The 22,609-nt window shown below is 41.7% G+C and carries 16 protein-coding genes and 1 pseudogene; 7 read left to right on the top strand and 10 right to left on the bottom strand.

All coding sequences use genetic code 11. The features are described from left to right. Positions 1-11: 11 nt before the first annotated feature. Genes FTU00_RS12020 through pilG form a run of 4 tightly spaced genes read right to left on the bottom strand, consistent with a single transcriptional unit; the run spans position 12 to position 3,448 of the window. Positions 12-2,081: a methyl-accepting chemotaxis protein gene (locus FTU00_RS12020; RefSeq protein WP_159123372.1), complete on the bottom strand. Its 2,070-nt coding sequence runs from the start codon at positions 2,079-2,081 to the stop codon at positions 12-14. Between the two features lie 46 nt (positions 2,082-2,127). Then, complete coding sequence (locus FTU00_RS12015; RefSeq protein ID WP_159123371.1) at positions 2,128-2,664, bottom strand: chemotaxis protein CheW; 537 nt, start codon at positions 2,662-2,664, stop codon at positions 2,128-2,130. A 5-nt stretch (positions 2,665-2,669) separates the two neighbouring features. Further along, positions 2,670-3,038 (bottom strand): response regulator, encoded by a 369-nt coding sequence (locus FTU00_RS12010; protein WP_004784985.1) that lies wholly within the window; start codon positions 3,036-3,038, stop codon positions 2,670-2,672. Between the two features lie 26 nt (positions 3,039-3,064). Then, positions 3,065-3,448 (bottom strand): twitching motility response regulator PilG, encoded by a 384-nt coding sequence (pilG, locus tag FTU00_RS12005; RefSeq protein ID WP_004784987.1) that lies wholly within the window; start codon positions 3,446-3,448, stop codon positions 3,065-3,067. Between the two features lie 283 nt (positions 3,449-3,731). On the opposite strand from pilG, the gene FTU00_RS12000 reads away from it, so the two are divergent. The 4 genes from FTU00_RS12000 to FTU00_RS11985 all read left to right on the top strand — a co-directional run bounded on the left by FTU00_RS12000 (position 3,732) and on the right by FTU00_RS11985 (position 10,496). Next, entirely contained in the window at positions 3,732-4,376 is a 645-nt protein-coding gene (locus FTU00_RS12000; protein WP_180014553.1) for a hypothetical protein, read from the top strand. Between the two features lie 51 nt (positions 4,377-4,427). Then, positions 4,428-5,555 (top strand): efflux RND transporter periplasmic adaptor subunit, encoded by a 1,128-nt coding sequence (locus FTU00_RS11995; protein WP_180179775.1) that lies wholly within the window; start codon positions 4,428-4,430, stop codon positions 5,553-5,555. A gap of 18 nt (positions 5,556-5,573) precedes the next feature. Then, positions 5,574-8,681, top strand: a complete 3,108-nt coding sequence (locus FTU00_RS11990; protein WP_180179774.1) for an efflux RND transporter permease subunit — start codon at positions 5,574-5,576, stop codon at positions 8,679-8,681. 96 nt (positions 8,682-8,777) lie between these two features. Further along, the gene (locus tag FTU00_RS11985; protein ID WP_180179773.1) at positions 8,778-10,496 is read left to right on the top strand and encodes a proline--tRNA ligase; all 1,719 of its coding nucleotides are present in this window, start codon (positions 8,778-8,780) and stop codon (positions 10,494-10,496) included. 56 nt (positions 10,497-10,552) lie between these two features. Here FTU00_RS11985 and FTU00_RS11980 read toward each other — a convergent pair whose 3' ends face one another. The 6 genes and pseudogenes from FTU00_RS11980 to FTU00_RS11955 form a co-directional block, all read right to left on the bottom strand. Then, positions 10,553-11,968 (bottom strand): hypothetical protein, encoded by a 1,416-nt coding sequence (locus FTU00_RS11980; protein ID WP_180014546.1) that lies wholly within the window; start codon positions 11,966-11,968, stop codon positions 10,553-10,555. Between the two features lie 16 nt (positions 11,969-11,984). Next, entirely contained in the window at positions 11,985-14,159 is a 2,175-nt protein-coding gene (locus FTU00_RS11975; protein ID WP_180179772.1) for a DUF6160 family protein, read from the bottom strand. Between the two features lie 29 nt (positions 14,160-14,188). Then, positions 14,189-14,905, bottom strand: a complete 717-nt coding sequence (locus tag FTU00_RS11970; protein WP_159123364.1) for a hypothetical protein — start codon at positions 14,903-14,905, stop codon at positions 14,189-14,191. A gap of 12 nt (positions 14,906-14,917) precedes the next feature. Then, a complete protein-coding gene (locus FTU00_RS11965; protein WP_180179771.1) occupies positions 14,918-16,927 on the bottom strand; it encodes a hypothetical protein in 2,010 nt (669 codons plus the stop codon). Between the two features lie 234 nt (positions 16,928-17,161). Continuing rightward, on the bottom strand, positions 17,162-17,731 hold the full coding sequence (gene dcd, locus FTU00_RS11960) for a dCTP deaminase (protein WP_004785008.1): 570 nt from the start codon (positions 17,729-17,731) through the stop codon (positions 17,162-17,164). Between the two features lie 122 nt (positions 17,732-17,853). Continuing rightward, a pseudogene (locus FTU00_RS11955) lies at positions 17,854-18,447 on the bottom strand (LysE family translocator). A gap of 651 nt (positions 18,448-19,098) precedes the next feature. Between FTU00_RS11955 and FTU00_RS11950 the strand changes: the two are divergent. Genes FTU00_RS11950 through FTU00_RS11940 form a run of 3 tightly spaced genes read left to right on the top strand, consistent with a single transcriptional unit; the run spans position 19,099 to position 22,600 of the window. Beyond that, a complete protein-coding gene (locus FTU00_RS11950) occupies positions 19,099-20,103 on the top strand; it encodes a TAXI family TRAP transporter solute-binding subunit (protein ID WP_180179770.1) in 1,005 nt (334 codons plus the stop codon). Then, positions 20,103-20,588, top strand: a complete 486-nt coding sequence (locus FTU00_RS11945; RefSeq protein ID WP_180179769.1) for a DUF1850 domain-containing protein — start codon at positions 20,103-20,105, stop codon at positions 20,586-20,588. The genes FTU00_RS11950 and FTU00_RS11945 overlap by 1 nt, the downstream gene beginning before the upstream one ends. Continuing rightward, positions 20,585-22,600 (top strand): TRAP transporter permease, encoded by a 2,016-nt coding sequence (locus tag FTU00_RS11940; protein ID WP_180179768.1) that lies wholly within the window; start codon positions 20,585-20,587, stop codon positions 22,598-22,600. The genes FTU00_RS11945 and FTU00_RS11940 overlap by 4 nt, the downstream gene beginning before the upstream one ends. Positions 22,601-22,609: the final 9 nt, after the last annotated feature.

The following is a 22,609-nucleotide window of genomic DNA, read 5'->3' as shown; positions in this document are numbered from 1 at the left end:
ACTTTCTGACTTTATTCGGGTAGTTTAAAGTCAGATACAGATTCACGTAATGCATCGGCCATGTTCGCCAATTCAGATACCGAACGTGCTGTATCGAAGGTTGCACTCGTAGTTTGTGAAGTAATTTCCTGTACGACATTCATCGTGGTCGCAATATGACCTGCAGATGCTGACTGAAGTTTCGCAGCATCGGAAATGTTTGCAATCAGTTTTGCCAGGTTATTCGATACGTTCTGAATCTCATCTAGTGCCACACCGGCATCTTTAGACAGGTTCGCACCACGTACAACTTCGGCTGTGGTTTGTTCCATTGAAATTACGGCTTCGTTGGTATCCGTTTGAATGGTTTTTACCAGGCCTTCAATCTGTTTAGTTGCAGATGCAGAACGTTCCGCAAGACGCTGGACCTCATCCGCTACCACGGCGAAACCACGACCAGCTTCACCCGCCATCGACGCTTGAATCGCTGCGTTCAAAGCCAGGATGTTCGTTTGGTCGGCAATATCGTTAATCAGGGCGACGATGTTACCAATTTCTTGTGAAGATTCACCCAGACGTTTAATACGTTTCGACGTTTCCTGAATCTGTTCACGAATCGTATCCATACCTTCAATTGAACGGTGTACAACGTCTGCACCATTTGCAGCAATTTGTACTGAACGTTCCGCAACGACTGCAGATTCTTCCGCGTTGGCAGATACCTGGTCAATGGACATCGCCATTTCGTTAATCGCAGCAGATGCACCGGCAATTTCTTGTGCCTGGTGTTCAGATGCTTCAGCTAACTGGTTGGTAATGCTTTGAGTTGTCGCTGTATATTGCGCAACTTCCTGAGAAGTTTCGGTAATACGAGATACCAGGTCACGTAACTGGTCGATCGCGAAGTTAATCGAGTCGGCAATCGCACCAGTAAAGTCTTCCGATACTGTTGCATATGAACGCAAGTCACCATCCGCAAGGTCGGCAATCTCGTCCAGTAAACGTAAAATCGCATTCTGGTTACGGTCATATTCTTCTTGAAGACGGGTTACACGCTGTTTATCCGATGCACCACGTAGGGTTAACAGACGGAATACACACAGCAGGAAGCCGATCAATAACAGAATTAACAGAACTGCTGGAACGATTGTTTTCAGACCAGAGTTACCAGATAGTTTGTTCAGGTTATCGAGCAGGACATCCGATTGCGAGAAAATTGACGCAGATGCCTGACGTACTTTTACGATTTGCGCAGAGTTTTTCAGGATTGTCGCAGATGCTGATTCAAGTACATCATCATATTCTGCTTTAATGCCTTCAAGAGACTCGCGCAGGTTTGGATCAGTAATCCGTTGTACACCCAGTTCAGCAGAACCGTTTAACTGTGCATTTAAGTATGAACCGAAAGTTTCGGTATCGGCACTGAAGTCGTCCGCTGATTCACGTGAACCGTCGTTACCGGTCAATACCAAGCTGATCGAACGTAAAATACGTTCCGCAATAAATACCTGGTTTTTCGCAATGACCACCTGGTTTGACGGCATGTCTTGACGCGCCATCTGGTCGACCATCAAGTTATATTCGGCCTGAATCCCCGGGATGGCTTCACCAATTGCGATGTTGGTGTCATATAACTGGTTAATGATTTTTTGTTGCGATGCAATCAGGTCAATACTAGAAGACACTTCTGTCCATTGTTTATCTACTGCTTGTAGCGCTTCATTATTGGAGTGAATATTTTTTACAGTCTCAAGGTTTTCAGCAAAAGCTTTTTGAGAATCTGTCAGGTTTTTCATCGCCTCAGGTGTACCAGAAGCCGTTGCTTCAGTCGCCTGACGAGAAATGGTTTGTGAAAGCAGACGTAAATCACCCAGACTTTGTGTCAGCTGATTGGCACGTGGCACACTGTAGAAAAGATACAATAAAGTGATGGTTGCTGCTAACAGACAGCCGGCTGCACCATAAATAAACGGTTTAGACTTTTCACTATCACCAAATACACGTGACAACTGATCTGTTTGTGATTGAATCTTGGATAAAAAAGTATTGCCACTTTTGCGGCTACCTTCACCTGTATTTTTCTTTTTAAGTTTAAAGCCCATGCAGCCTCTCCCCGATTTACGTCTTTATTACTTTCGTGCGCGACGTTTAATTTATAAATTTTATAGATGCGTTCATAAATTTTGGATTTTGCAACAGACGACTGAATAAGAACACATGCCATTGCTGGTTATGCTGGTGGAAAAATCCCTGACAGTATTCTTGTAAGTTATTATCCAATTCAGTTGTTTTAGAAAAAAAACTTTTCTTATTAAAATGTTGTATACCCAAAACTTGATCAACAACCAAACCGACATATTGGTCATTATGGTGAATACATAATACTTTTTGAGTCGGTGAAAACTGGCTACTCTGTCCTGATACATATTGAGTCAAATCAGAAACTGATAATAACCTTCCCCGAATATTGGCCAATCCTAATACCCATGATTGAGTATTAGGAACTGGCGTATATTTTGGAGGATAGATCACTTCGGATACTTCCCCCAGCGGAGCAACAAAATATTGCCCCATCATCTCAAAAGCAATGCCTGACCATCGGTTGACTTCATTTTCATTAGAAACGTAGTTTTTATTTCCCCGTTTCGCAATGCGAAGCAATTCGATAAATCCATTTGCTGCCATAGAGCTTATCCTGCGTTGAGGTGGTGCTTAATCACTTCAATCAACTGTTTTTCATCTACCGGTTTTGTAAGATAATCTGCGGCACCCTGACGTTTACCCCAAACGCGGTCAGTGGCCTGATCTTTGGTACTTACAATTACAATCGGAATATGCTTGGTGGTTGCACCACGTGCAATTTGACGTGTTGCCTGGAAGCCATTCACGCCTGGCATGACCACATCCATCAATACCAGATCTGGCAACTCAGCCTGAGCCATGGTTACCCCATCTGCACCATTGGATGCTTCAATCACCTCAAAGCCGTGTTTAGAAAGAATCTCTCTAAAACGGAATGTTTCTGTCGGTGAGTCATCTACGATTAAGATACGCGCCATGCCAATTCCCCTAAAAAAATCAATTATTAAGCACTAATATGGTTACGGATTGCGTTAAGCAATTCATCTTTACTGAAAGGTTTAGTCAAGTATTCGTCCGAACCAACAACACGACCTTTGGCCTGATCAAATAAGCCATCTTTACTCGAAAGCATAATCACAGGAATATTCTGATAATTTTGAGAATTTTTAATCAACGCACAAGTTTGATAACCATCTAGACGAGGCATCATGATGTCTACAAATACGATGTCTGGATTGGCTTCTGCGATTTTTGACAAAGCTTCAAAACCATCTACCGCAGTCACAACTTCATATCCTTCGCGCTGTAGAAGAGTTTCTGCTGTACGACGAATGGTCTTTGAGTCATCAATGACCATAACTTTTAGATTTTGGAATTTATCGTCCATTTTGACCCTTCCCATTTTAGAAACGATGTGCCATAAGGCTCATAGGATTATTTTATTACGATCGATAAACATTTTTAACACAAATCTACTTGTATTATCAATGAACATTTTCTACACAAGTGTGCATAAATGGCGGATTTTCATTAACCATTTCACATTTTTATTTTGTCATTGCTTTTTTTTTGACTGTTGGTAGTTTTTAATTCGTGAATTTGAGTCTAATATAGCATTATTATTACTTTAAAATAAGTAATTTAGTCAACTTTCAATTGGGGAGCCAATGATGAGTCAGTTTTCAGAAAAACTTGCTTTCATTGATAAAAATAAAATGACTGGCCGATTCATATTTGCAGTGACACTTTTTCTTCAGGTCACCATTTCTTATGCCTCAACTAACCAGCCACCGAAAGCCACCTGGTACCGCTATTATGATAATAAAGGAGTGGCCAATATCAGTACTAATGTTACCCCCAACCATATCCGCTATGGCTATGAAGCACTTGACCAGAATATGCAGGTCATTAAACGTGCACGTCCTTATAATGTCGATAAAGATATTAAACAGGCACCGCAACGTGCCCAGCAGGCTCAGCGCATTGCAGAAGATCAAAAACTGAAACGTGCCTATACCAATAGCCATGTTGCTTTACAAAAAAAGAATGAAAGTCTGAGCCAACTGAAAAAGCAGATTGCCTTTCAGCAAGAGCAAATGAAACAGTTGCAGCAAGACCGGGTTATGTTTGTACGCCAAGAACGTGAATATTTACGTAAAGGCAATAATCCCCCGGCCTCTTTAAAAGCCAACCTTGAAAACAACCAGAAAAACCTGATTTCTCAAAAAGAAAATATTCAATCTTTACAAACTCGCTATCGAAATATGGAAGCGGAATACGACAGAATTATTGCCCGTTTAAAAGCACTTGAATAAACACAAATAACTTGTTGTTGCTTTAAACGACCACAAGTGAAAAGGATTAATATGCCATTTGCACAGCATTTTCATATTTCAAAGACCCCTTCTTCGCGCTCTGTATTGATGGTGAGTGCACTTTGCTTAAGTCTTTTTCTAAGCGGCTGCAATAAAAATGAATCTACACCGCAAGCCGAAAGTCCCAAAACAATTGAACTAATTCTTCAGGATCTGGTAGCTGTAAAAACAGGTACTTCAATCCAGAAATCCGCATTTACCGGCACTATTCGCGCAGTCAACCAAAGCAGTATTCAAGCGCAGGTTTCGGCCACTGCCACCAGTGTTAATGCTCAGGTCGGTGACAATGTAGCTAAAGGTCAGGTACTGGTTCGCTTAAATAATCAGGACAATGCCGCACGTCTGGCTCAGGCCCGTGCCAATCTGGCATCTACCCAGGCACAGGCCAATCAGGCGCGCAACATGATGCAGCGCAAAAAGCGCCTGCTCGACCAAGGCTTTATTTCTAAAGTTGAATATGAGCAAAGTCAGGTTGACTATCAGGCCCAGGTTGAAAATGTCCGCGCACAGCAAGCCAATGTCGATATTGCCGTAAAAGCCGATCGTGATGGCATTATCACCAGCCCGATTAGTGGCGTGATCACCCAGCGTCAGGTTGAGCCCGGTCAAACCGTGGCGATCGGACAAACCCTGTTTGAAATCGTAAATCCAAACCAACTGGAAATTCAGGCCCGTGTCCCGAGTGAGATACAGTCCAGTCTGCGTTTAGGCAGCAAAATTGAATATCAGATTCAGGGCAATCCAAATACGTATACCGCTGCTATTAGTCGGGTGTCTCCAATTGCCGATCAGGCCAGTCGCCAGATTGAATTCTTCGCCAGACCGAATGAAAGTATTCCCTCTTTAAGTATTGGCTCTTTTGTTGAAGGCAATATTCTGAGTTCTCAACAAGTTTCTGGTCAGATCATTCCCCTAGATACCATTCAGGATATCCAGAATAAACCTTATGTTTGGGTTATTCGTCAAAACAAAATTATTAAAGTGAATGTTCAGGTTCTGGAACAGCGCTATAACCAGAATACGGCAGTGATCCAGGGTCTGGAGACAGGTGATCAGGTCAGTCGCATTCCATTTACCGAGGCAGATCTCAACAAGCCAGTGACGCTGCGTTCCAACTAATCAGACAGGATCATTAATATGTGGTTTACCCGAATTAGTGTGAAGTATCCCGTCTTCACCATTATGATGATGTTCTGTTTGATGGTGCTTGGACTAGCTTCCTGGCAGCGCATGGGTGTAGAAGAATTTCCGGATGTCGACTTTCCCTTTGTGGTGATTTATACCAACTATCCAGGCGCTTCTCCAGAAACCGTTGAATCGGAAATTACCAAAAAACTTGAAGACCAGATCAATACTATTTCTGGTTTAAAACAGGTAATTTCACAATCCAGTGAAGGCCTGTCGATGATTACGGCCGAATTCAATCTGGAAGTTCCTTCTACCACGGCGGCACAGGATGTCCGTGACAAAATTGCCTCAGTCACCGCCGAATTCCGTGATGAAATTCAGGAACCAGTTGTCGAGCGTTATGATCCAACTGCCAATGCAATCATGTCGATCGTATTTGAGTCCGACAATATGGGATTAAAAGCACTGAGTTCCTATCTGGATCAGCGCATTGTTCCACAACTGAGGACTGTTCCGGGAGTAGGTACAGTCAACCTTCTTGGTGATGCACAGCGCCAGATTCGCATTCAGGTTGAACCACAGAAGCTGCAAGCTTTTGGCATTGGCGTGGATAGCGTCATTAATACTCTGAAATCTGAAAATATCGAAGTTCCGGGCGGTACATTAAAATCCGGCAATTCGGAACTGGTGATCGAGATCAATTCTAAAGTCCTGCATCCCCTCGCCTTTGGCGATCTGGTCATTGCCAATAAAAATGGTGCACCGATCTTTCTGAAACAGGTCGCAGAAATTGAAGATAGTCAGGCAGAACTTGAAACTGGTGCTTTTCTGGATGGCAAAGCTGCAGTTGCAGTTGATATACTGCGTAGTTCTGATTCTAATGTTATTGAAGTAGTAGACAGTACCTACAAAACCCTTGAAAACATCAAAGCCCAACTGCCACAAGGCACCACCTTAAAAGTTGTGGTGGATTCTTCAAAAAGTATCCGTGGCACTATTGGTGATGTGGCGCGTACCATTATTGAAGGTGCGGTTCTTGCTGTCCTAATTGTTTTGTTATTTTTAGGTTCTTTCCGCTCAACGGTCATTACTGGCCTCACTTTGCCGATCGCCTTGCTCGGAACTTTGACCTTTATCTGGGCTTTTGGGTTCAGTATTAACATGATGACCCTATTGGCCCTGTCTTTAAGTATCGGTTTGCTGATTGATGATGCGATTGTAGTACGGGAAAATATCGTACGGCATACCGATATGGGTAAAAACCATGTCACTGCTGCGCTGGACGGTACCAAAGAAATTGGTCTTGCCGTTCTGGCAACAACCCTGACAATTGTCGCGGTATTCTTGCCTGTCGCCTTTATGGGTGGAATTATTGGGCGTTTCTTTTATCAGTTCGGTGTGACAGTAAGTACCGCCGTTCTGATTTCCATGTTTGTCAGTTTTACTCTAGATCCGATGCTATCTGCGCATTGGGCAGAAAAGAAGAAAGATCCAAATAAAAAGCCGGGACGAATTAAACGCTTTTTTAACTGGATTTCCGGCAAATTAGACAATTTAAGTCATGTCTATGAAAAGCTGTTGAAACTGGCTTTACGCTTTAGATTCATTACTATTGTGATTGCAGTGGCATCTTTGTTTGGCGCTTTAGCCCTGTCGAAACTGATTGGTACCGAGTTTGTGCCCGTACCAGATAAAGGTGAAATCCGGATCAAGTTTGAAACCCCAGTCGATGCTTCACTGGAATATTCACAAGCCAAACTACAACAGGTCGATAAAATCGTACGTCAGCATCCTGATGTACGTGCAACTTACGGGGTAATTAATGGTGTGACCGATCGCGGTAAAAACCATGTCAGCTTACGTGTCACTGTGACTCCGCGGACTGAACGCGAGAAAAGCTTGAATGATCTCAATAATGAATTCCGTCAACGTTTACAGTCTGTAGGCGGTATTACCATTACCTCAATCGCTTCCGCGGATGAAACCGTATCGGGTGGTCAAAAGCCGATTATGATTTCGATCAAAGGGCCGGATTTGAATGAACTACAAAAGATTTCCGATCGCTTTATGGTCGAAATGGCTAAAATTGATGGCATTGTCGATCTGGAAACATCCCTGAAAGAGCCAAAACCGACCTTAGGTGTACAGATCAATCGCGTTCTGGCCAGTGATCTTGGTTTGTCAGTCAATCAAATTGCCAATGTGGTTCGCCCACTGATTGCCGGTGATGATGTCACCACTTGGCAGGATGAAAAAGGTGAAACCTATGATGTTAATTTACGCCTGACCGAAGACCGGCGCACCCTGCCAAGTGACCTGCAAAATATGTATATCACTTCATCTAAAATGGATGGCAATAATCAGCCGATCTTGATCCCGCTTTCTAGCGTCGCGAATTTTGAGGAAAAACTAGGCGCTTCTCAGATTAATCGTCGAGATCTGGCACGTGAGGTACTGGTTGAAGCCAATACCTCTGGACGCCCTGCAGGTGACATCGGTACCGATATCAGCAGACTTCAGGATAATTTCGACATGCCGCCGGGTTATAGTTTTGATACCCAAGGTGCCAATGCAGATATGGCAGAATCCGCAGGTTATGCGCTCACTGCGATTACCCTGTCGATTGTATTTATTTATATTGTGCTGGGTTCACAGTTCAACAGCTTTATTCACCCTGCTGCCATTATGGCTTCATTACCCTTGTCATTAATTGGTGTATTCCTGGCGCTGTTCCTGTTTAATTCGACCATGAACCTGTTTTCGATTATCGGGATTATCATGTTGATGGGCCTAGTGACCAAAAATGCGATTCTGCTTATCGACTTCATCAAGAAAGCCATGGATCGGGGTGAAGCCCGGTATGATGCGATTCTAAATGCTGGCAAAACCCGTTTACGTCCAATTCTGATGACCACCAGTGCCATGGTCATGGGAATGGTGCCGCTCGCTCTGGGCTTAGGTGAAGGTGGTGAACAAAGTGCGCCGATGGCACATGCCGTGATCGGCGGGGTAATTACTTCTACCCTGCTGACGCTGGTCGTGGTTCCAGTGATTTTCACTTACCTGGATGACCTTAAGAATTTTATGCTGCGCCAAGCCCGTAAAATCATGGCATAATTTAAACCATCACAATGAGGTGACGTTCAAGAATGTTCACCTCATTTTTTATTGTATAATCTCTGCTTTAACGCTTAATTTTTTAGGACAGTTTCCATGCGCGCGAGTCGCTTTTTATTTGCAACGTTGAGAGAAACCCCGAACGATGCTGAAGTCATTTCACATCAGCTGATGCTTCGTGCCGGTATGATTCGTAAGTTGGCTTCAGGTTTGTACACCTGGCTGCCGATGGGCGTTCGCGTATTAAATAAAGTTGCAGCGATCGTTCGCGAAGAGATGAATAACGCGGGTTCACTCGAAGTCTTGATGCCTGTAACCCAACCAGCTTCTCTTTGGGAAGAGTCTGGTCGTTATGTGCAATACGGTCCTGAACTATTACGTTTTAAAGATCGTCATACCAATGATTTCGTACTTGGTCCAACACACGAAGAAGTGATCACTGATCTGGCACGTAATGAGCTAAAAAGTTACAAACAATTGCCTGCAAACTTCTACCAGGTTCAAACCAAGTTCCGTGACGAAATTCGTCCTCGTTTTGGCGTAATGCGCTCACGTGAATTCATCATGAAAGATGCCTATTCTTTCCATGCCGATCAGGAATCTCTGCAAGAAACTTACGACACAATGTACGAAGCATATTGCAAGATCTTTACCCGTTTAGGTTTAGATTTCCGTCCAGTACAAGCGGATACCGGTTCAATCGGTGGTTCAGGTTCACACGAATTCCACGTCTTGGCTTCAAGTGGTGAAGATGATATCGCCTTCTCAACTGAATCTGATTATGCGGCTAACATCGAAATGGCTGAGGCTATTCTGGTGGGTGAACGTGCTGCTCCGACTCAAGAACTGAAATTAGTTGATACCCCAAACCAAAAAACCATTGCTGATGTATCCAATTTCCTTGGTACTGATCCTGCGCATTCAGTAAAGACATTACTGGTTCAAGGCGTTGCAGCTGAAGAAGGTAAAGTAGCTCCTGTCGTTGCCCTGTTCCTTCGTGGTGACCATGAACTGAATGAAATTAAAGCCGAAAAGCATCCAAAAATTGCTGCGCCTTTGGCTTTTGCTACTGAAGCTCAACTTGCTGAACTAGGTTTGACTGCTGGTTTTGTAGGTCCACAAGGCTTAGTAGAAAAAGGCCTAACAGTGATTGTTGACCGTGCTGCTTCTGTACTTTCTGACTTCGTCGCAGGTGCAAACGAAGCAGACAAGCACGCAACTGGCGTGAACTGGGAACGTGATGCGCAGTTTAGTGAAGTTTATGACCTGCGTAATGTGGTTGAAGGCGATCCTTCTCCAGATGGTAAAGGTACACTTCAAATCAAACGTGGTATCGAAGTGGGTCATATCTTCCAGTTAGGCAAAAAATACTCTGAAGCTTTAGGCTGTAAAGTCTTAGGTGAAGATGGCAAACCATTCACTGTAACGATGGGTTGTTATGGTATCGGTGTGACACGTGTCGTAGCATCTGCAATTGAGCAAAACTACGATGAAAAAGGTATCATCTGGCCGGCTGCGATCGCTCCATTTGAAGTAGCAATTGTGCCAATGAATGCGCATAAATCACCTCGCACTTTAGAAGCTGCTGAAAGCTTATATGCAGAACTGCAAGCTGCTGGTTTTGACGTACTGCTTGATGACCGTAACGAGCGTCCAGGTGTGAAATTCTCTGATCTTGAATTGACGGGTATTCCACATCGCATTGTGATTGGTGAAAAAGGTCTGGATGCAGGTACTTTTGAATATAAAGGTCGCCGTGATGCAGAATCAGTAAATCTTTCGAAAGAAGAACTACTGGCAAAAATTGCTAAATAATCTTTTCTGAATCAATAAAAAATCCCGCCTAGAGCGGGATTTTTTATATGTCTGAATTAGCAGAACTTATGCCCGCCAAAGCAGTTTGAGGTCACATTCTGATTCTGTAACAGCTTATCCATTAAGGTTAAAGTTGCAGGAGTACCTGTTGCATAATTGGTAAATTTACCCACATCAATATTCAGTTTACGAACCACGGCTACATTCGCAAGAGATCCTAAAGCTTCACCAACACTGACATCGATCAGGTTTTCAGGACGTAACAGAAACTCAGAAATTGCAGTTGCTACCTGAGGTAACACGAATGAAATATCAACTTCATCTGTGGTTTTTAATACACCCAGTTGAATCGGATCTTTAAACGATAACCACCAGCCTGGTTTGGCAATATCAGCCGCATCCGCACCTTGCCAATGCACATTCTGACTCTGTAAAGACAAATAACCGCCTGTACCATTTAATGGAATATTATGGATCATATTCAGAGCCTGAACAAAGGTGATGTCCATATTCAGGTTATCCAGACTTGAACCAGCACCCATTTGAAAGAAAGAATGTGTTCCTAAATTAAGAAATCCAATTAATGGATCAAACTCTACATACAGCTTATCTTTTGAAAAATCTGGTGTACCAATCACATCACTTGGCAAAGTTGAACCCGTTAAAGCCTTTGCTAATGGAATCGAAGCAATAGTAGAACGGATATTACTTACAGTCGCTGACTTTAAGCGTTGCCCAGTCACGACAGTTTCTGGCATAGTAAAGTCTACCCGCATGGAAGGCACTGTAATCCCGGTATGGCCATCAGCACCTGGCTTACTGGTAAAAGTACGTGTTTGTCCTAAAGCCTTTAGATTCCCTGAGATTTTTTCATCATTTGCAATACCAAAGGTTCCCGCTTTTGTAACAGACTCACCAGTGGTTTGCGCCATTTTCATATAACCACTAAAACTTTTGAGGCCATCATTCGGATTTTCGATGTTGTCAGTCCCCATGGTTAAGAGTCCGACAATTTTATCTGCACCTAGACGAAAACCGACCACTTCACGGGTAGAAGCACTTCCACCATTTTTAATTGCAAACTCAACAAAGGGATTACTCACACTGGCACTGGTATTAGCACGGTCGCCTGAAAAGACAGGGTTACCTTTATCATCAAGAGAGGTATTTAAGCCACTCAAAGCCAAGTTAGAAATATCAATATCACAACCATTAGTATTCCCAATACTGTTATTAGTTCCACCACAACCGAGCTGCAAAGTTTTGATATTAATGTTCAGTTCCATTAAAGCTTCAATACTTAGCTTATGGAAGTTAATCCCTTGTGATGAATCATAAGCATTTTCCAAATTTAATAAGGCCTGTGCATCAACTGCCGATAAAGCCTCATCGTCTAAGGCTGTCATTGCCATCGCCTGTTGAGTAAGGCCCATTAAAGTGACAATCAAGCTATTCAATATTATTTTTTTCATGAAATCATCCCTTATTTCAGCGCGGTGTAATGCCTAGCGTACTGCGCATGGTTCCGCCTGTGAGTGCAATTGTTGCTATATTCTGCATATTGCCATTTGTGGTCATGGCCATGTTGGTTCTAAACGGCTCGATAATCTTCTGATCTTTATTAAATTTAATTTGATTATCTAAAGTAACAGTATCTTCACTCACGCCTATTTTGGTGATTAATCCTAAATTCCCTTCCATACGATTAAAGTTAATCGCAGAAGTATGAACTGCACCTGTGCTATCTACATCTTCATTAATCAGACTAAAATAACTACCAAGATTATTAACATCACCTTTTTCTGTAGAAGTTAATGTTCGGAACTTAAAGTTTGCATCCAACGATAAATAATTTTCGCCTGCTACATCCAGTCCCGGAATAATCATTAACTCACCACTACCATCAAGCATCATGGCAATTGTTGTTAATACATCATCGCGTTTAGAAAAGTTGTCATCAGGAACAAACTGATCACATTTATTGCCTGATACACAGTTATATTTAGATCCCGGTAATTGGCCAATTGCCACTTCAGCTTTAGCTGCGATCAGCAATTTATCAGCTTTTACATAGATGCCTTCATCTTCATAACCAATAACCCCTTTGGATTCAATAAAGGCATCAATATTTCGAAGGCCAGCATAATAGTTTCGCGCATGGCCATTCTCTACACCACCATCAATTAAAAGAATTGAAGTTGTACTTGGTGCTCCAGTTTTGGCATCCTTTCCATAACCTTCAGTTGATGCCATCACGTTATAGGCAATACCATTCTTGTCACCGTCATATTTTGTACCCGACAAGGCAACATTGGCATTCAGGTTGTAAATTGGAATACCAATTCCCCAAGAACCACTATTCCCGGAAATAACACCAGTATCATTAGAAATAAAATTTGCTTTGGCTGCAATCGACTGGAAATCCATACCCCGTATGGCGATTAGTGCAAAGTCCTGATTAGCAGACGTACTGCTTAAAGTTTGCTGCAAAATCGGATTACTTCGTCTAAGCGTTGACTTAATATTGTCATTAACTAAAAATTCTAGGCTCTGTGCCTGAATTGTATTGATATAAATATCGCCAAAATCAATATAAGCATTATTCTTTCCAGTTAATGAACGTAATTCATTAAACTGAACTGCATAGCTTCCTTTACCCGTATGACCAATTTCCAAAGTCGTTGGCTTTAAACCCTGTGCTGCTGCCACTTCCTGATTGGTAAAATCAGCTGATAAACCAAGATGCAAGCCACCTTCACCTGCGTTATAGCTTGAAACACTCTGATCTTGTCGCGTCAGCACACCACCAACTTTATTACTTATATCAAAAGAATTCAGTTTTGACTGATCGGCACCTAACGACAAACGTGCATTACTCACTGCACCCGAAATACCATAGCGCATGATATTTTTTAAATCGCCATCTCCATTCTGATAGCGTAAATCAAAGTTTAATCCAGCTGTTTGCGCACCAGTTGTTCCTACAGCCACTGGTTTTAAATTAATTAGATGGTCTTGTGTGCCACTTTTACTGGAGAGTACGATGCCTTGTGTCGGGTCTATATACATATAGCCCGTACCAGCGAAGTTAAAATTAAAGTTATCTAGAACTAAGCTATTTGTACCTAAAGTATGTTTGATCGTGGCATCTTGCAAATTGAAATCGATAGTAGCTGTTTCATTCTTATTGAATAAACCTGCTGTCGTATGAAGCACCATTTTAAATGGACTATCAATCGCAAGACCTAATTTGCCCAAATTTTGATTGTTTTCGACACAGCTTGTTCCAACACAATCCTTACTCACAAGTTTAAAATCTGCATTGGCACTAAAGGGAGCTACGCTTGCTTCTAGACGGATCCCTGCACCAGCATCGGTCGCACCGACATCAAACTTAAGCTGGCTTAAAATCGCATTTTGATCTTTGCCTAAGATTTCTACTTTATGCAATCCCAGTCCCATCTTGGTATTTACATCAGCATTCGGGTCATACCAATTGAGCTGTTCAACTTCTACTTTTGATACCTCGTGTGTAATCGTAATACCGTCTTGACCAGTGATATGACCCAATTCTTGTTCTTCAATCAGCTCTAGTGCATAACTATGCTGTGCTAAACAGACACATGCCGTTAATAATTTAATTTGTGATTTTATTTTTTTCATTCTTTCATCCCTATACTGCATCCATGCAGTTAGCAACGGCTTTGTGCACTCCCAGCTGAGCAGTTAAAGCCAAATATTTTTAAGTTTCCTGACATGTGCATGTTGCCGTGCATATTGAGACCCATAAACCCCTTCTCACGTCCACGGTCAAATTCCGGAACGTCTGCAGAGGCAGTGGTATATGTACCGTCCGCTTTATAAACACGATTGGTGAAGGTCGTATACTTCTCTGAATTGGCATAGCCTTCTTTATCGCCCTCACCGGTTCCGGTTTCAATAGCCAAAGTATTAAAACCCAAGTTTCTGATTTTTAAAGGTTTATCATCATAAAAAGTGATTTTCATGGCTGTTTGAGGATCGCCTGCCACATTAGTAATTGTAGTGCCATCGATAGAAAACTTATCAATTTGCAGGGTGCCTTGTATGCCTTTAAATACCAGCCATTTTTTATTGCCTTGAGCATCAACATGATTGTTCGGAGAAATAGCCAAGCGACAAAACAAGGTGTTAATTCCACAATCTGTTGTTGGCTTGTAATACACCTCTAACTTATTAGCGACCGTTTCAGAAATTTGAGATTTCGTTAAATCAGTAGCGTATTGATGGTTGAGTGACAAGGTCCAGCTTAAATCTGCTCCGCCTTGACCCGTTTCCGCTGTCATTTGCTGCGGATCAAGACTGACCAAGCCGGCTTGTGTCGCAAAAGAAATCCCAAGAACTGTAGCAAGCATTAACTTTTTCAACATTGCCCTATTCCTTTATAGACCTGTAGTTTTTATTTTTAGATGTTGAATCAACACACCATCAATCACTGCTGAACCAAAATTCCTCATTGAGTTATCAGTAGCCCCCCTAAATACCACACCAGTAGCATTATTATCATCTTTTGCCTTCAGCATATTAGTATTGGCAATACGTTCAACAGAACCAATGGCGATACTACTGTGAGTTGCATCGCGTCCTTGATACAAGGCAATGCTATCTGAAGCTTGAGCTTTAATTTCAGTACCACACGTATATACATTACATGTAGAGCCTAAAAGTGCTTCTGATCCTAAAAAGCCACCTTTTCCATCTGGATAACGCTGATAAATCCGGTTGTAAATATCTGGAATTTTAGGAATACGTGTCACTTCCAAAATAATATTATTTCCTTCCGAACCCACAACAAAAGGCTGATACATACTTCCTAGTACCAAATTGATATTCGGGCTATATAAATACAATCCCTCGGTATCATGAAATATAGGAGCTGCAGAGCCATTTAAAGCAGGAGTCGGACCATCTCCATCAAGATTATTCTCTTTTGCTGCACTACTAATACGAATCCCTTTACTGTTCAAATTGTTTGAATCACTGGTCAAAGTAGAGGGATCATCATTAGTATTGAGTCGGATCAGACTCGCCAGGCCCAAGGTTTGACTATATGCAAGATCAGGCGATGTAAGGGTTTGAAATAATCGGACTTGCGAACCGTTCATGCTCAAGCCATTAGCAATAAACTGTGCACGAAAACGTTCAGAAATATCTAAGCCTGAAGTAGGTGCTCCAGTAGCATAATCTACGGTATTACTTGAATTTAAAGAACGTGAGAAAATATCAGTCCAGAAACCAAGCTTAATATTATTATCTGCTTCATTTGCAGCAACTGTTGCAAGAGGTGCTTCCAAAGCTAGATAGCCAACTTCTTTTCCCGTATCCGTAAACTGTTTTACTGTTTCGGCTCCGGCATGAAATAACCAAGGATTGCTGGCTGTTCCCCAATTAAACCCCTGATTGCTATAGCGGCTACTGAGTGAGTTATCACTTTTTGATAAAGCTAAACCATAGATAAATACATCAGCCTTCGTACGTAGCGTACTGACTGAGGCACCCATTGCAGCTTCTTTGGCCGCTGTTGTTGCGCTCGCTTTAACCGCCTGCTCCATAGCAGTCACTGCATTTTTTGCCTGAATCAGTGCATACCTATCAGCTTCAATTGCTAATTTTTCTTGTGTCGCATTCTCTACAACTGTAGTAACTCTTGAATCAATAGCATTGGTTCGGGTACCCGCTTGTTGAGTCCAAGTATTATTTAATGGAGTGGTTACCTTGTTTCCATATAACAATTCGATCATTTCATAGGTATTTTTTAATGCATATTCGACAGATTTATCTTTTTGCCATGCAGTTAAAGTATGAGATGTTGTTCCGTCACTTTTTAATCCTGTAATAATTGTACCGTCATAATAATCCTCATAACGCTGCTGATAATATTGCTGCATTAATGTCGAATTACGATATTCTTCCACAATACCACTACGCGCACTTGCACCAATTTCATTACGGATTGCAGTTAAAGTCGTATTATAGTTTTGAGTTTTATAGGTACTAACACTATTGTCATAAGTCGTTTGATAAAGATTGGCATTTGCACTGATACCATTTAAATAGCTACTTGCATACACTCGATCATAGACTTTGTTATAGGCACGCTCACCTAACTGAGCATAGTTCTCTCCAGTCGGAATAATACGAATAAAGCCAGTGTCTGCCTGACCTGGATTGGCAATACCTCGTGCATAGCTTGAACCACTGGAAGCATCACTCGGTGCCTGAAAAACCATTTTAAAGTCATCAAGTACCAGGGCAACACCTTCACCGGTAGTATCAGAAAGAGAAGAATCAGTTAATTCCTGCATTGCATGTGCAGATGGCAATAATCCTAAACCGATCATCATTGCCAAATAGCTTTTACGAAATTGAAATTTAGCTTTTATTTGAGCCATCTCGACCTATCCTTCTTATCTGATGCTCCGCATCTTTATCCTTCAGCTTCCCAGCCTTCAATTTTTGATTTTTATGATGCTTGGCACATCTTTTTTATATATTCATTCTTCATTATGCTTATTTTTAGCAGGATTACCAAAGCCAAAAGACTAAAAACCCCGAGTTTCCGATGAATGAAACAGCAAAAAAAATAAGCGAGGCATTAGCCTCGCTTATTAAATGCTTTAAAACTATTAAGCTTTAGGCAAAGTAACGCCTGTCTGCCCTTGGTATTTACCACCACGATCTTTATATGAGGTTTCACAAACTTCGTCTGATTCGAAGAACAGCATTTGAGCGACACCTTCACCCGCATAAATACGTGCAGGCAGGTTAGTTGTATTTGAAAACTCCAGCGTGACATGACCTTCCCACTCAGGTTCAAGTGGGGTCACATTCACGATAATACCGCAACGTGCATAGGTTGACTTACCCAAGCAAACGGTCAGTACATTTCGTGGAATACGGAAGTATTCTACTGTACGTGCCAATGCAAATGAGTTGGGTGGAATGATACAAACATCCGATTCAATATCGATAAAGCTTTTTTCGTCAAAGTTTTTCGGATCGACAATTGCAGAGTGAACATTGGTGAATACTTTAAACTCACGCGCACATCGCACGTCATAGCCATAGCTTGAAACACCATAAGAAATCAGCTTTTGACCATTTTCATCCAGACGAATCTGGTTTTCTGCATACGGTTCAATCATGCCGTGTTTTTCGCTCATTTCGCGAATCCAACGATCAGACTTAATTGCCATTGATATAATCCAAAAATCTTAAAAATAAGTAATTGCGACGTACTTTAACTGAAATTGACACTAATGAAAATAAGCGAAATTCTGACAGCTAAATTTCAGGAAATTTAGCTGCTTTTTCAGGTTTAAAGACTGAGGAGTGCTGAATAGGATAAAGGTACAGAAAAGCTCATTAAAATAATGGAAGCGGTCTTTTGTAAGTTCTTTTGATTCAGCCAGCGATTGTTTTTTCTGGCCAATAAGCTACCTAAAAAAGTCCAGAAAAATGCGATAGGAATAAGTAATGCCAAGAATGCCAGCATATAAGTCACATAATATTGACTGCTTTTCCACACAATGACCGGGAAAATGGCCGAAGCAAATAATAATGCCTTAGGATTCAACAAAGTCGCAAAAAATAGTTCTCGTGCCCGAATCGAAATACATTAAAAGTTTTCATCAAGTTCTGCGGTACGCCATAATTTTAAAGCTAAAAATAGAATATAAGCAGCACTACAGAGTTTGAGAATATGAGGTAATTCCGGTAAATAGACCGAGATTTTACCAATCAAAAAGCCCCAAAATGTAATTGCAATGAGATAGCCGAAAGCTTCTGCAGGAATAAGGCGAAAAGTTTTTCTAAATCCAACTTGAATACCTGACGATGCCAATAAAGTATTGGTTGGGCCCGGTGTTAATAGAATGGCTGCCACTAAACCAATAAATAACCATGAAATCATAGTTTGACCTCGCTCTTAGGTATTAAGCATAAAATAATCTGGTCAAATCTGCAAAAAAATAATTGTAAGAGAACATATTAAAAATTTTTATATTTTCTTATTTTTTTAATTAATTTCATATAATTAGATAGAAATACAAGAAATCTTATTTTCAGTCAATTTTGTCAATTTATAAAGCTATAAGCTCATAATAAAATTGCTATAAAAGTAGAAGTTTCAATAGAGTATTCGGACTTAAAATTCCTGAAATACTAGTCTCTATACCATGAAAGGAAAATCATCCAAAACCTTGAAATCATTATTTCTGGTAACCTTTGATTGAATTTTAACTAACTAAAAATCCCTGCTCTTGCGTATAAACTTTGGGCACTTCTATAGAAAGATTTGATGATGGGAGCAACTTTTACCTAACTCCTAATGATTAAATTTCCACTCTCCATTTAAGATGTCTATCTTGCTCAATTTGTTCAACATATTGATAAAGTAAATTTTTGAAAAAAATGCTATTAAAGGTATTCAGATAAAATAATTGCTGTTAAATTGTACAAGGACAACAATTGATAATTCACATTTTTTTAACATCCAGACGGTTTAGTATATTGTTGTTTTAATTATATTTTAAGAACTAAAGAATAATATCAGGAGTCATATATGAATAAATGGATCAAACTTTCAGTCATGAGTTTAGCGTTAGCAGGCGTAGTTGCTTGCTCTAATGATAATGCACAAAATAAATCAGATAATCAGGCTGCATCTGGCGAGAGCGTAGCTGCAGATAAACTGCAAACCCGATTTGTCAATATTGCGACAGGCGGTGCCTCAGGTCCTTATAATGTCATCGGGACAGGATTGGCTGAAATCTATAACAAGACCTACGGCGTGAGTTCCAAAACCCAGACCACTGGGGCTTCTGTCGAGAATCTGAATTTGTTGAAACAGAACAAAGTTGAAATGGCCTTTGTCATGAGCGACAGCTTAACTGAAGCGATTAATGGCCAAGGCAGCTTTAGCACTAAGATTGACAACGTTCAGCAAATCGCAGCACTTTATCCAAACTATGTACAGATTGTCACTTCAAAGCGCTCTGGTATCAAAAATATTGAAGATCTCAAAGGCAAACGTATTGCAGTGGGCGCCCAGAATTCAGGTGTAGAAGTGAATGCCCGTACTCTATTGAACAGTTTTGGTATCACTTATAAGGATGTCAAAGTAGATTATCTGGGTTATGCTGAAGCGGCGGATGCTTTAAAAGGTGGCAAACTGGATGCAGCCTTCCTGACCAGTGGTCTTCCAAACTCTTCACTGATGGAGCTGCAACAGGGCTTTGATCTACAACTGGTGAGTATTAATCCAGATAAAGTGAAAGCGATTGCCAAAGATCAGGCGTATTTCCTGCCAATGACCATTCCTAAAGGGACCTATGGCAATGCTGAAGATATTCCTACAGCTGCGATCATGAATGCGCTGGTGGTTCGTTCTGATCTCTCTACAGATGATGTATATAAGCTAACCAAGACGTTCTTCTCCAGCTTGGATCAACTCGCCAATTCACATCAGGCTGCTAAAGAAATCACTTTAGAAGGTGCACAAAAAGGTCTGGTTGCTCAACTGCATCCGGGCGCGCAAAAATTCTATGATGAGAATAAAGCGAACTGATGAAATGGATACAAGGTGCAGCGATTGCTGCACTTTTTAGTTTGGCTGCTTTTTTTATTACCTATGTTTGGATGACATTTCCGTATATTTTTGTGGAAGTGAAAGAGCAAAATTTTCAGTGCAAAATTGACCAGAAATCTTTTCAGCTCAGCTGGATGCATTCGGTAGAAAGAACACAGTGGAAAGAACGTTATCTTCTAGACAAGGACCATTTCATTCTGACAGATACTCAGTTCATTTCATTTGGTGCGGGTACACCTGATCAAGGTACTATTACTCGACAGTATGATGGCAACATCCATATGCAAATCAACCGAGAGATGAAAGAACTCAACTGGGTCATTTCACGCAGAATGCAGGGACAAATTGAGAGTGCTGATCGGATCTGGAATATTTATCAGGATTTTCCCGACTACAGCACGGTACAACTTTCTATAAGAAAAGACAGCCTATGGAAAAAAAGAGGTTTAAATGATTGCCTATGAATCCACAAGAAACAAGAAATGTGACCGAAGCACTGGATGATCAACAGCAACAAGAATTATTAGAAAAATTTGACCGTGAATCTGTCACTCGCAACCCGAATAACAAATCGGTTCGCTGGTTTATTGCTGCCCTGGCAATATCCTATTCTTTATTTCATCTTTATATTACTTTTAATCCCTTACCCGAACTGATCCAGCGTGCGGCGCATGTATCCATTGGTCTGGCGCTGATTTTCTTGTTGTATCCAGCACGTCAGGCCAGTAGCCGGCAAAAGGTAGCATGGACGGACTGGATTTGGGTCATTGCCTCTTTTGTTTCTTTCTTTTATTTATTTAAAGAGTATCAAGCGATTATGACCACTCGGGGAGGCATTCCCAATACGCTGGACATTGTCTTCTCGATTATGACAGTAGTATTGGTGGTTGAGGCTGCTCGAAGGGTGATGGGCTGGATGTTGCCGATCCTGGGACTGATTTTCTTGAGTTATCCATTTGTCAGTCATTTTGAATGGATGCCGGATCGCTTGCTGACCCGACCCTATACATTCAGTGACATCTTTGGGCAAATGTACCTAAAAACTGAAGGTTTATATTCCTCAGCCATTGGCGCTTCGGTCACCTTCATTTTCCTGTTTATTCTGTTTGGTGCCTTTCTGGCGAAATCGGGAATGGGAAAATTATTCAATGATCTGGCCATGGCACTTGCCGGGCATAAGCAAGGTGGCCCTGCCAAAGTTGCGGTGATTTCCAGCGGTTTTATGGGCAGTATCAACGGGACGGCGGTTGCCAATGTCGTAGGAACAGGTTCATTTACCATTCCTTTAATGAAGAAAATTGGCTATCACAAAAACTTTGCCGGTGCAGTGGAAGCCAGTGCTTCTGTCGGCGGGCAGATCTTGCCGCCAGTAATGGGTGCCAGTGCCTTCATCATGGCAGAAACCACGGGTGTCAGTTATGGCACGATTGCCTTAGCTGCGGTATTACCTGCCCTGCTGTATTATCTCGGTGTGATGGCACAAGTCCATTTCAGAGCTGGTCGGGATCATCTGAAAGGCGTTCCCAAAGCTGACCTACCACGAGTCAAACAAGTCCTGAAAGAACGAGGACATTTATTATTTCCAATCGTTGCTTTGGTATTCTTTTTATTCCAGTCGATTCCAGTGAGTTATGCCGCTGTTTATACAATTTTGTTGACCATTGTGGTGGCAGCATTCAGAAAATCTACCCGTATGGGACCTAAGGAAATTCTGGAGGCTTTGGCTGATGGCGCCAAGCAGTCACTTTCAGTGATGGCTGCCTGTGCGGTCGTGGGTATCATTATTGGTGTGGTGAGTTTGACTAGCTTTGGTTCTGTCATGACTTCTTCAATCATGAGTATTGGTGCTGGCAGTCTGTTCCTCACCCTGTTCTTCACCATGATTGCATCGATGATTCTGGGCATGGGTCTACCATCGATTCCTGCCTATATCATTACCGCGACGATGGCAGCACCTGCTTTGGCCAACTTTGATATTCCAATCCTAGTCGCGCATATGTTTGTGTTTTATTTTGGCCTGTTTGCCAATATTACCCCACCAGTTGCCTTAGCCGCCTTTGCTGGTGCCGGGATTGCAGGTGGTGACCCAATGCGGACTGGATTCCTGGCCTTGCGCCTATCCCTAGCCGGATTTATTGTGCCCTTCCTGTTTGTCTATAACCCGGCGATGCTGATGATTGATACAACAGATATTGCCGTGAATGCCAAAGAATTTGCCTTACCGGCATGGAATGTCATTTTAAGCATTACCGTAACATCCATTGTCGGCATTCTGGCACTTGGCGCTTCAGTCGAAGGGTATTTTAAAGCTAGCATGAACTGGTTCTGGCGCATTTTCTTGGGGGTTGGTGCACTCATGATGATTGTCCCTGAGACCATGACCGATATTATCGGCACCATCATGGTGATTATTGCGATAGGCTTTAATATCCTTCAGGCAAGAAAAGAAAATACAATCACGACTAAAACCTCATAAAAAAAGAGA

It is taken from the genome of Acinetobacter sp. YH12041 (assembly GCF_013419975.1).
Taxonomy (GTDB): domain Bacteria; phylum Pseudomonadota; class Gammaproteobacteria; order Pseudomonadales; family Moraxellaceae; genus Acinetobacter.
Note: the sequence above shows the minus strand (reverse complement) of the source record. Positions and strands in the feature narration are given on the sequence as shown.

What these genes read in the sequence shown, in the direction of transcription:
- FTU00_RS12020 (WP_159123372.1), bottom strand. Translation starts at nt 2,081, where the DNA reads ATGGGCTTTAAACTTAAAAAGAAAAATACAGGTGAAGGTAGCCGCAAA.
- FTU00_RS12015 (WP_159123371.1), bottom strand. Translation starts at nt 2,664, where the DNA reads ATGGCAGCAAATGGATTTATCGAATTGCTTCGCATTGCGAAACGGGGA.
- FTU00_RS12010 (WP_004784985.1), bottom strand. Translation starts at nt 3,038, where the DNA reads ATGGCGCGTATCTTAATCGTAGATGACTCACCGACAGAAACATTCCGT.
- pilG (WP_004784987.1), bottom strand. Translation starts at nt 3,448, where the DNA reads ATGGACGATAAATTCCAAAATCTAAAAGTTATGGTCATTGATGACTCA.
- FTU00_RS12000 (WP_180014553.1), top strand. Translation starts at nt 3,732, where the DNA reads ATGAGTCAGTTTTCAGAAAAACTTGCTTTCATTGATAAAAATAAAATG.
- FTU00_RS11995 (WP_180179775.1), top strand. Translation starts at nt 4,428, where the DNA reads ATGCCATTTGCACAGCATTTTCATATTTCAAAGACCCCTTCTTCGCGC.
- FTU00_RS11990 (WP_180179774.1), top strand. Translation starts at nt 5,574, where the DNA reads ATGTGGTTTACCCGAATTAGTGTGAAGTATCCCGTCTTCACCATTATG.
- FTU00_RS11985 (WP_180179773.1), top strand. Translation starts at nt 8,778, where the DNA reads ATGCGCGCGAGTCGCTTTTTATTTGCAACGTTGAGAGAAACCCCGAAC.
- FTU00_RS11980 (WP_180014546.1), bottom strand. Translation starts at nt 11,968, where the DNA reads ATGAAAAAAATAATATTGAATAGCTTGATTGTCACTTTAATGGGCCTT.
- FTU00_RS11975 (WP_180179772.1), bottom strand. Translation starts at nt 14,159, where the DNA reads ATGAAAAAAATAAAATCACAAATTAAATTATTAACGGCATGTGTCTGT.
- FTU00_RS11970 (WP_159123364.1), bottom strand. Translation starts at nt 14,905, where the DNA reads ATGTTGAAAAAGTTAATGCTTGCTACAGTTCTTGGGATTTCTTTTGCG.
- FTU00_RS11965 (WP_180179771.1), bottom strand. Translation starts at nt 16,927, where the DNA reads ATGGCTCAAATAAAAGCTAAATTTCAATTTCGTAAAAGCTATTTGGCA.
- dcd (WP_004785008.1), bottom strand. Translation starts at nt 17,731, where the DNA reads ATGGCAATTAAGTCTGATCGTTGGATTCGCGAAATGAGCGAAAAACAC.
- FTU00_RS11950 (WP_180179770.1), top strand. Translation starts at nt 19,099, where the DNA reads ATGAATAAATGGATCAAACTTTCAGTCATGAGTTTAGCGTTAGCAGGC.
- FTU00_RS11945 (WP_180179769.1), top strand. Translation starts at nt 20,103, where the DNA reads ATGAAATGGATACAAGGTGCAGCGATTGCTGCACTTTTTAGTTTGGCT.
- FTU00_RS11940 (WP_180179768.1), top strand. Translation starts at nt 20,585, where the DNA reads ATGAATCCACAAGAAACAAGAAATGTGACCGAAGCACTGGATGATCAA.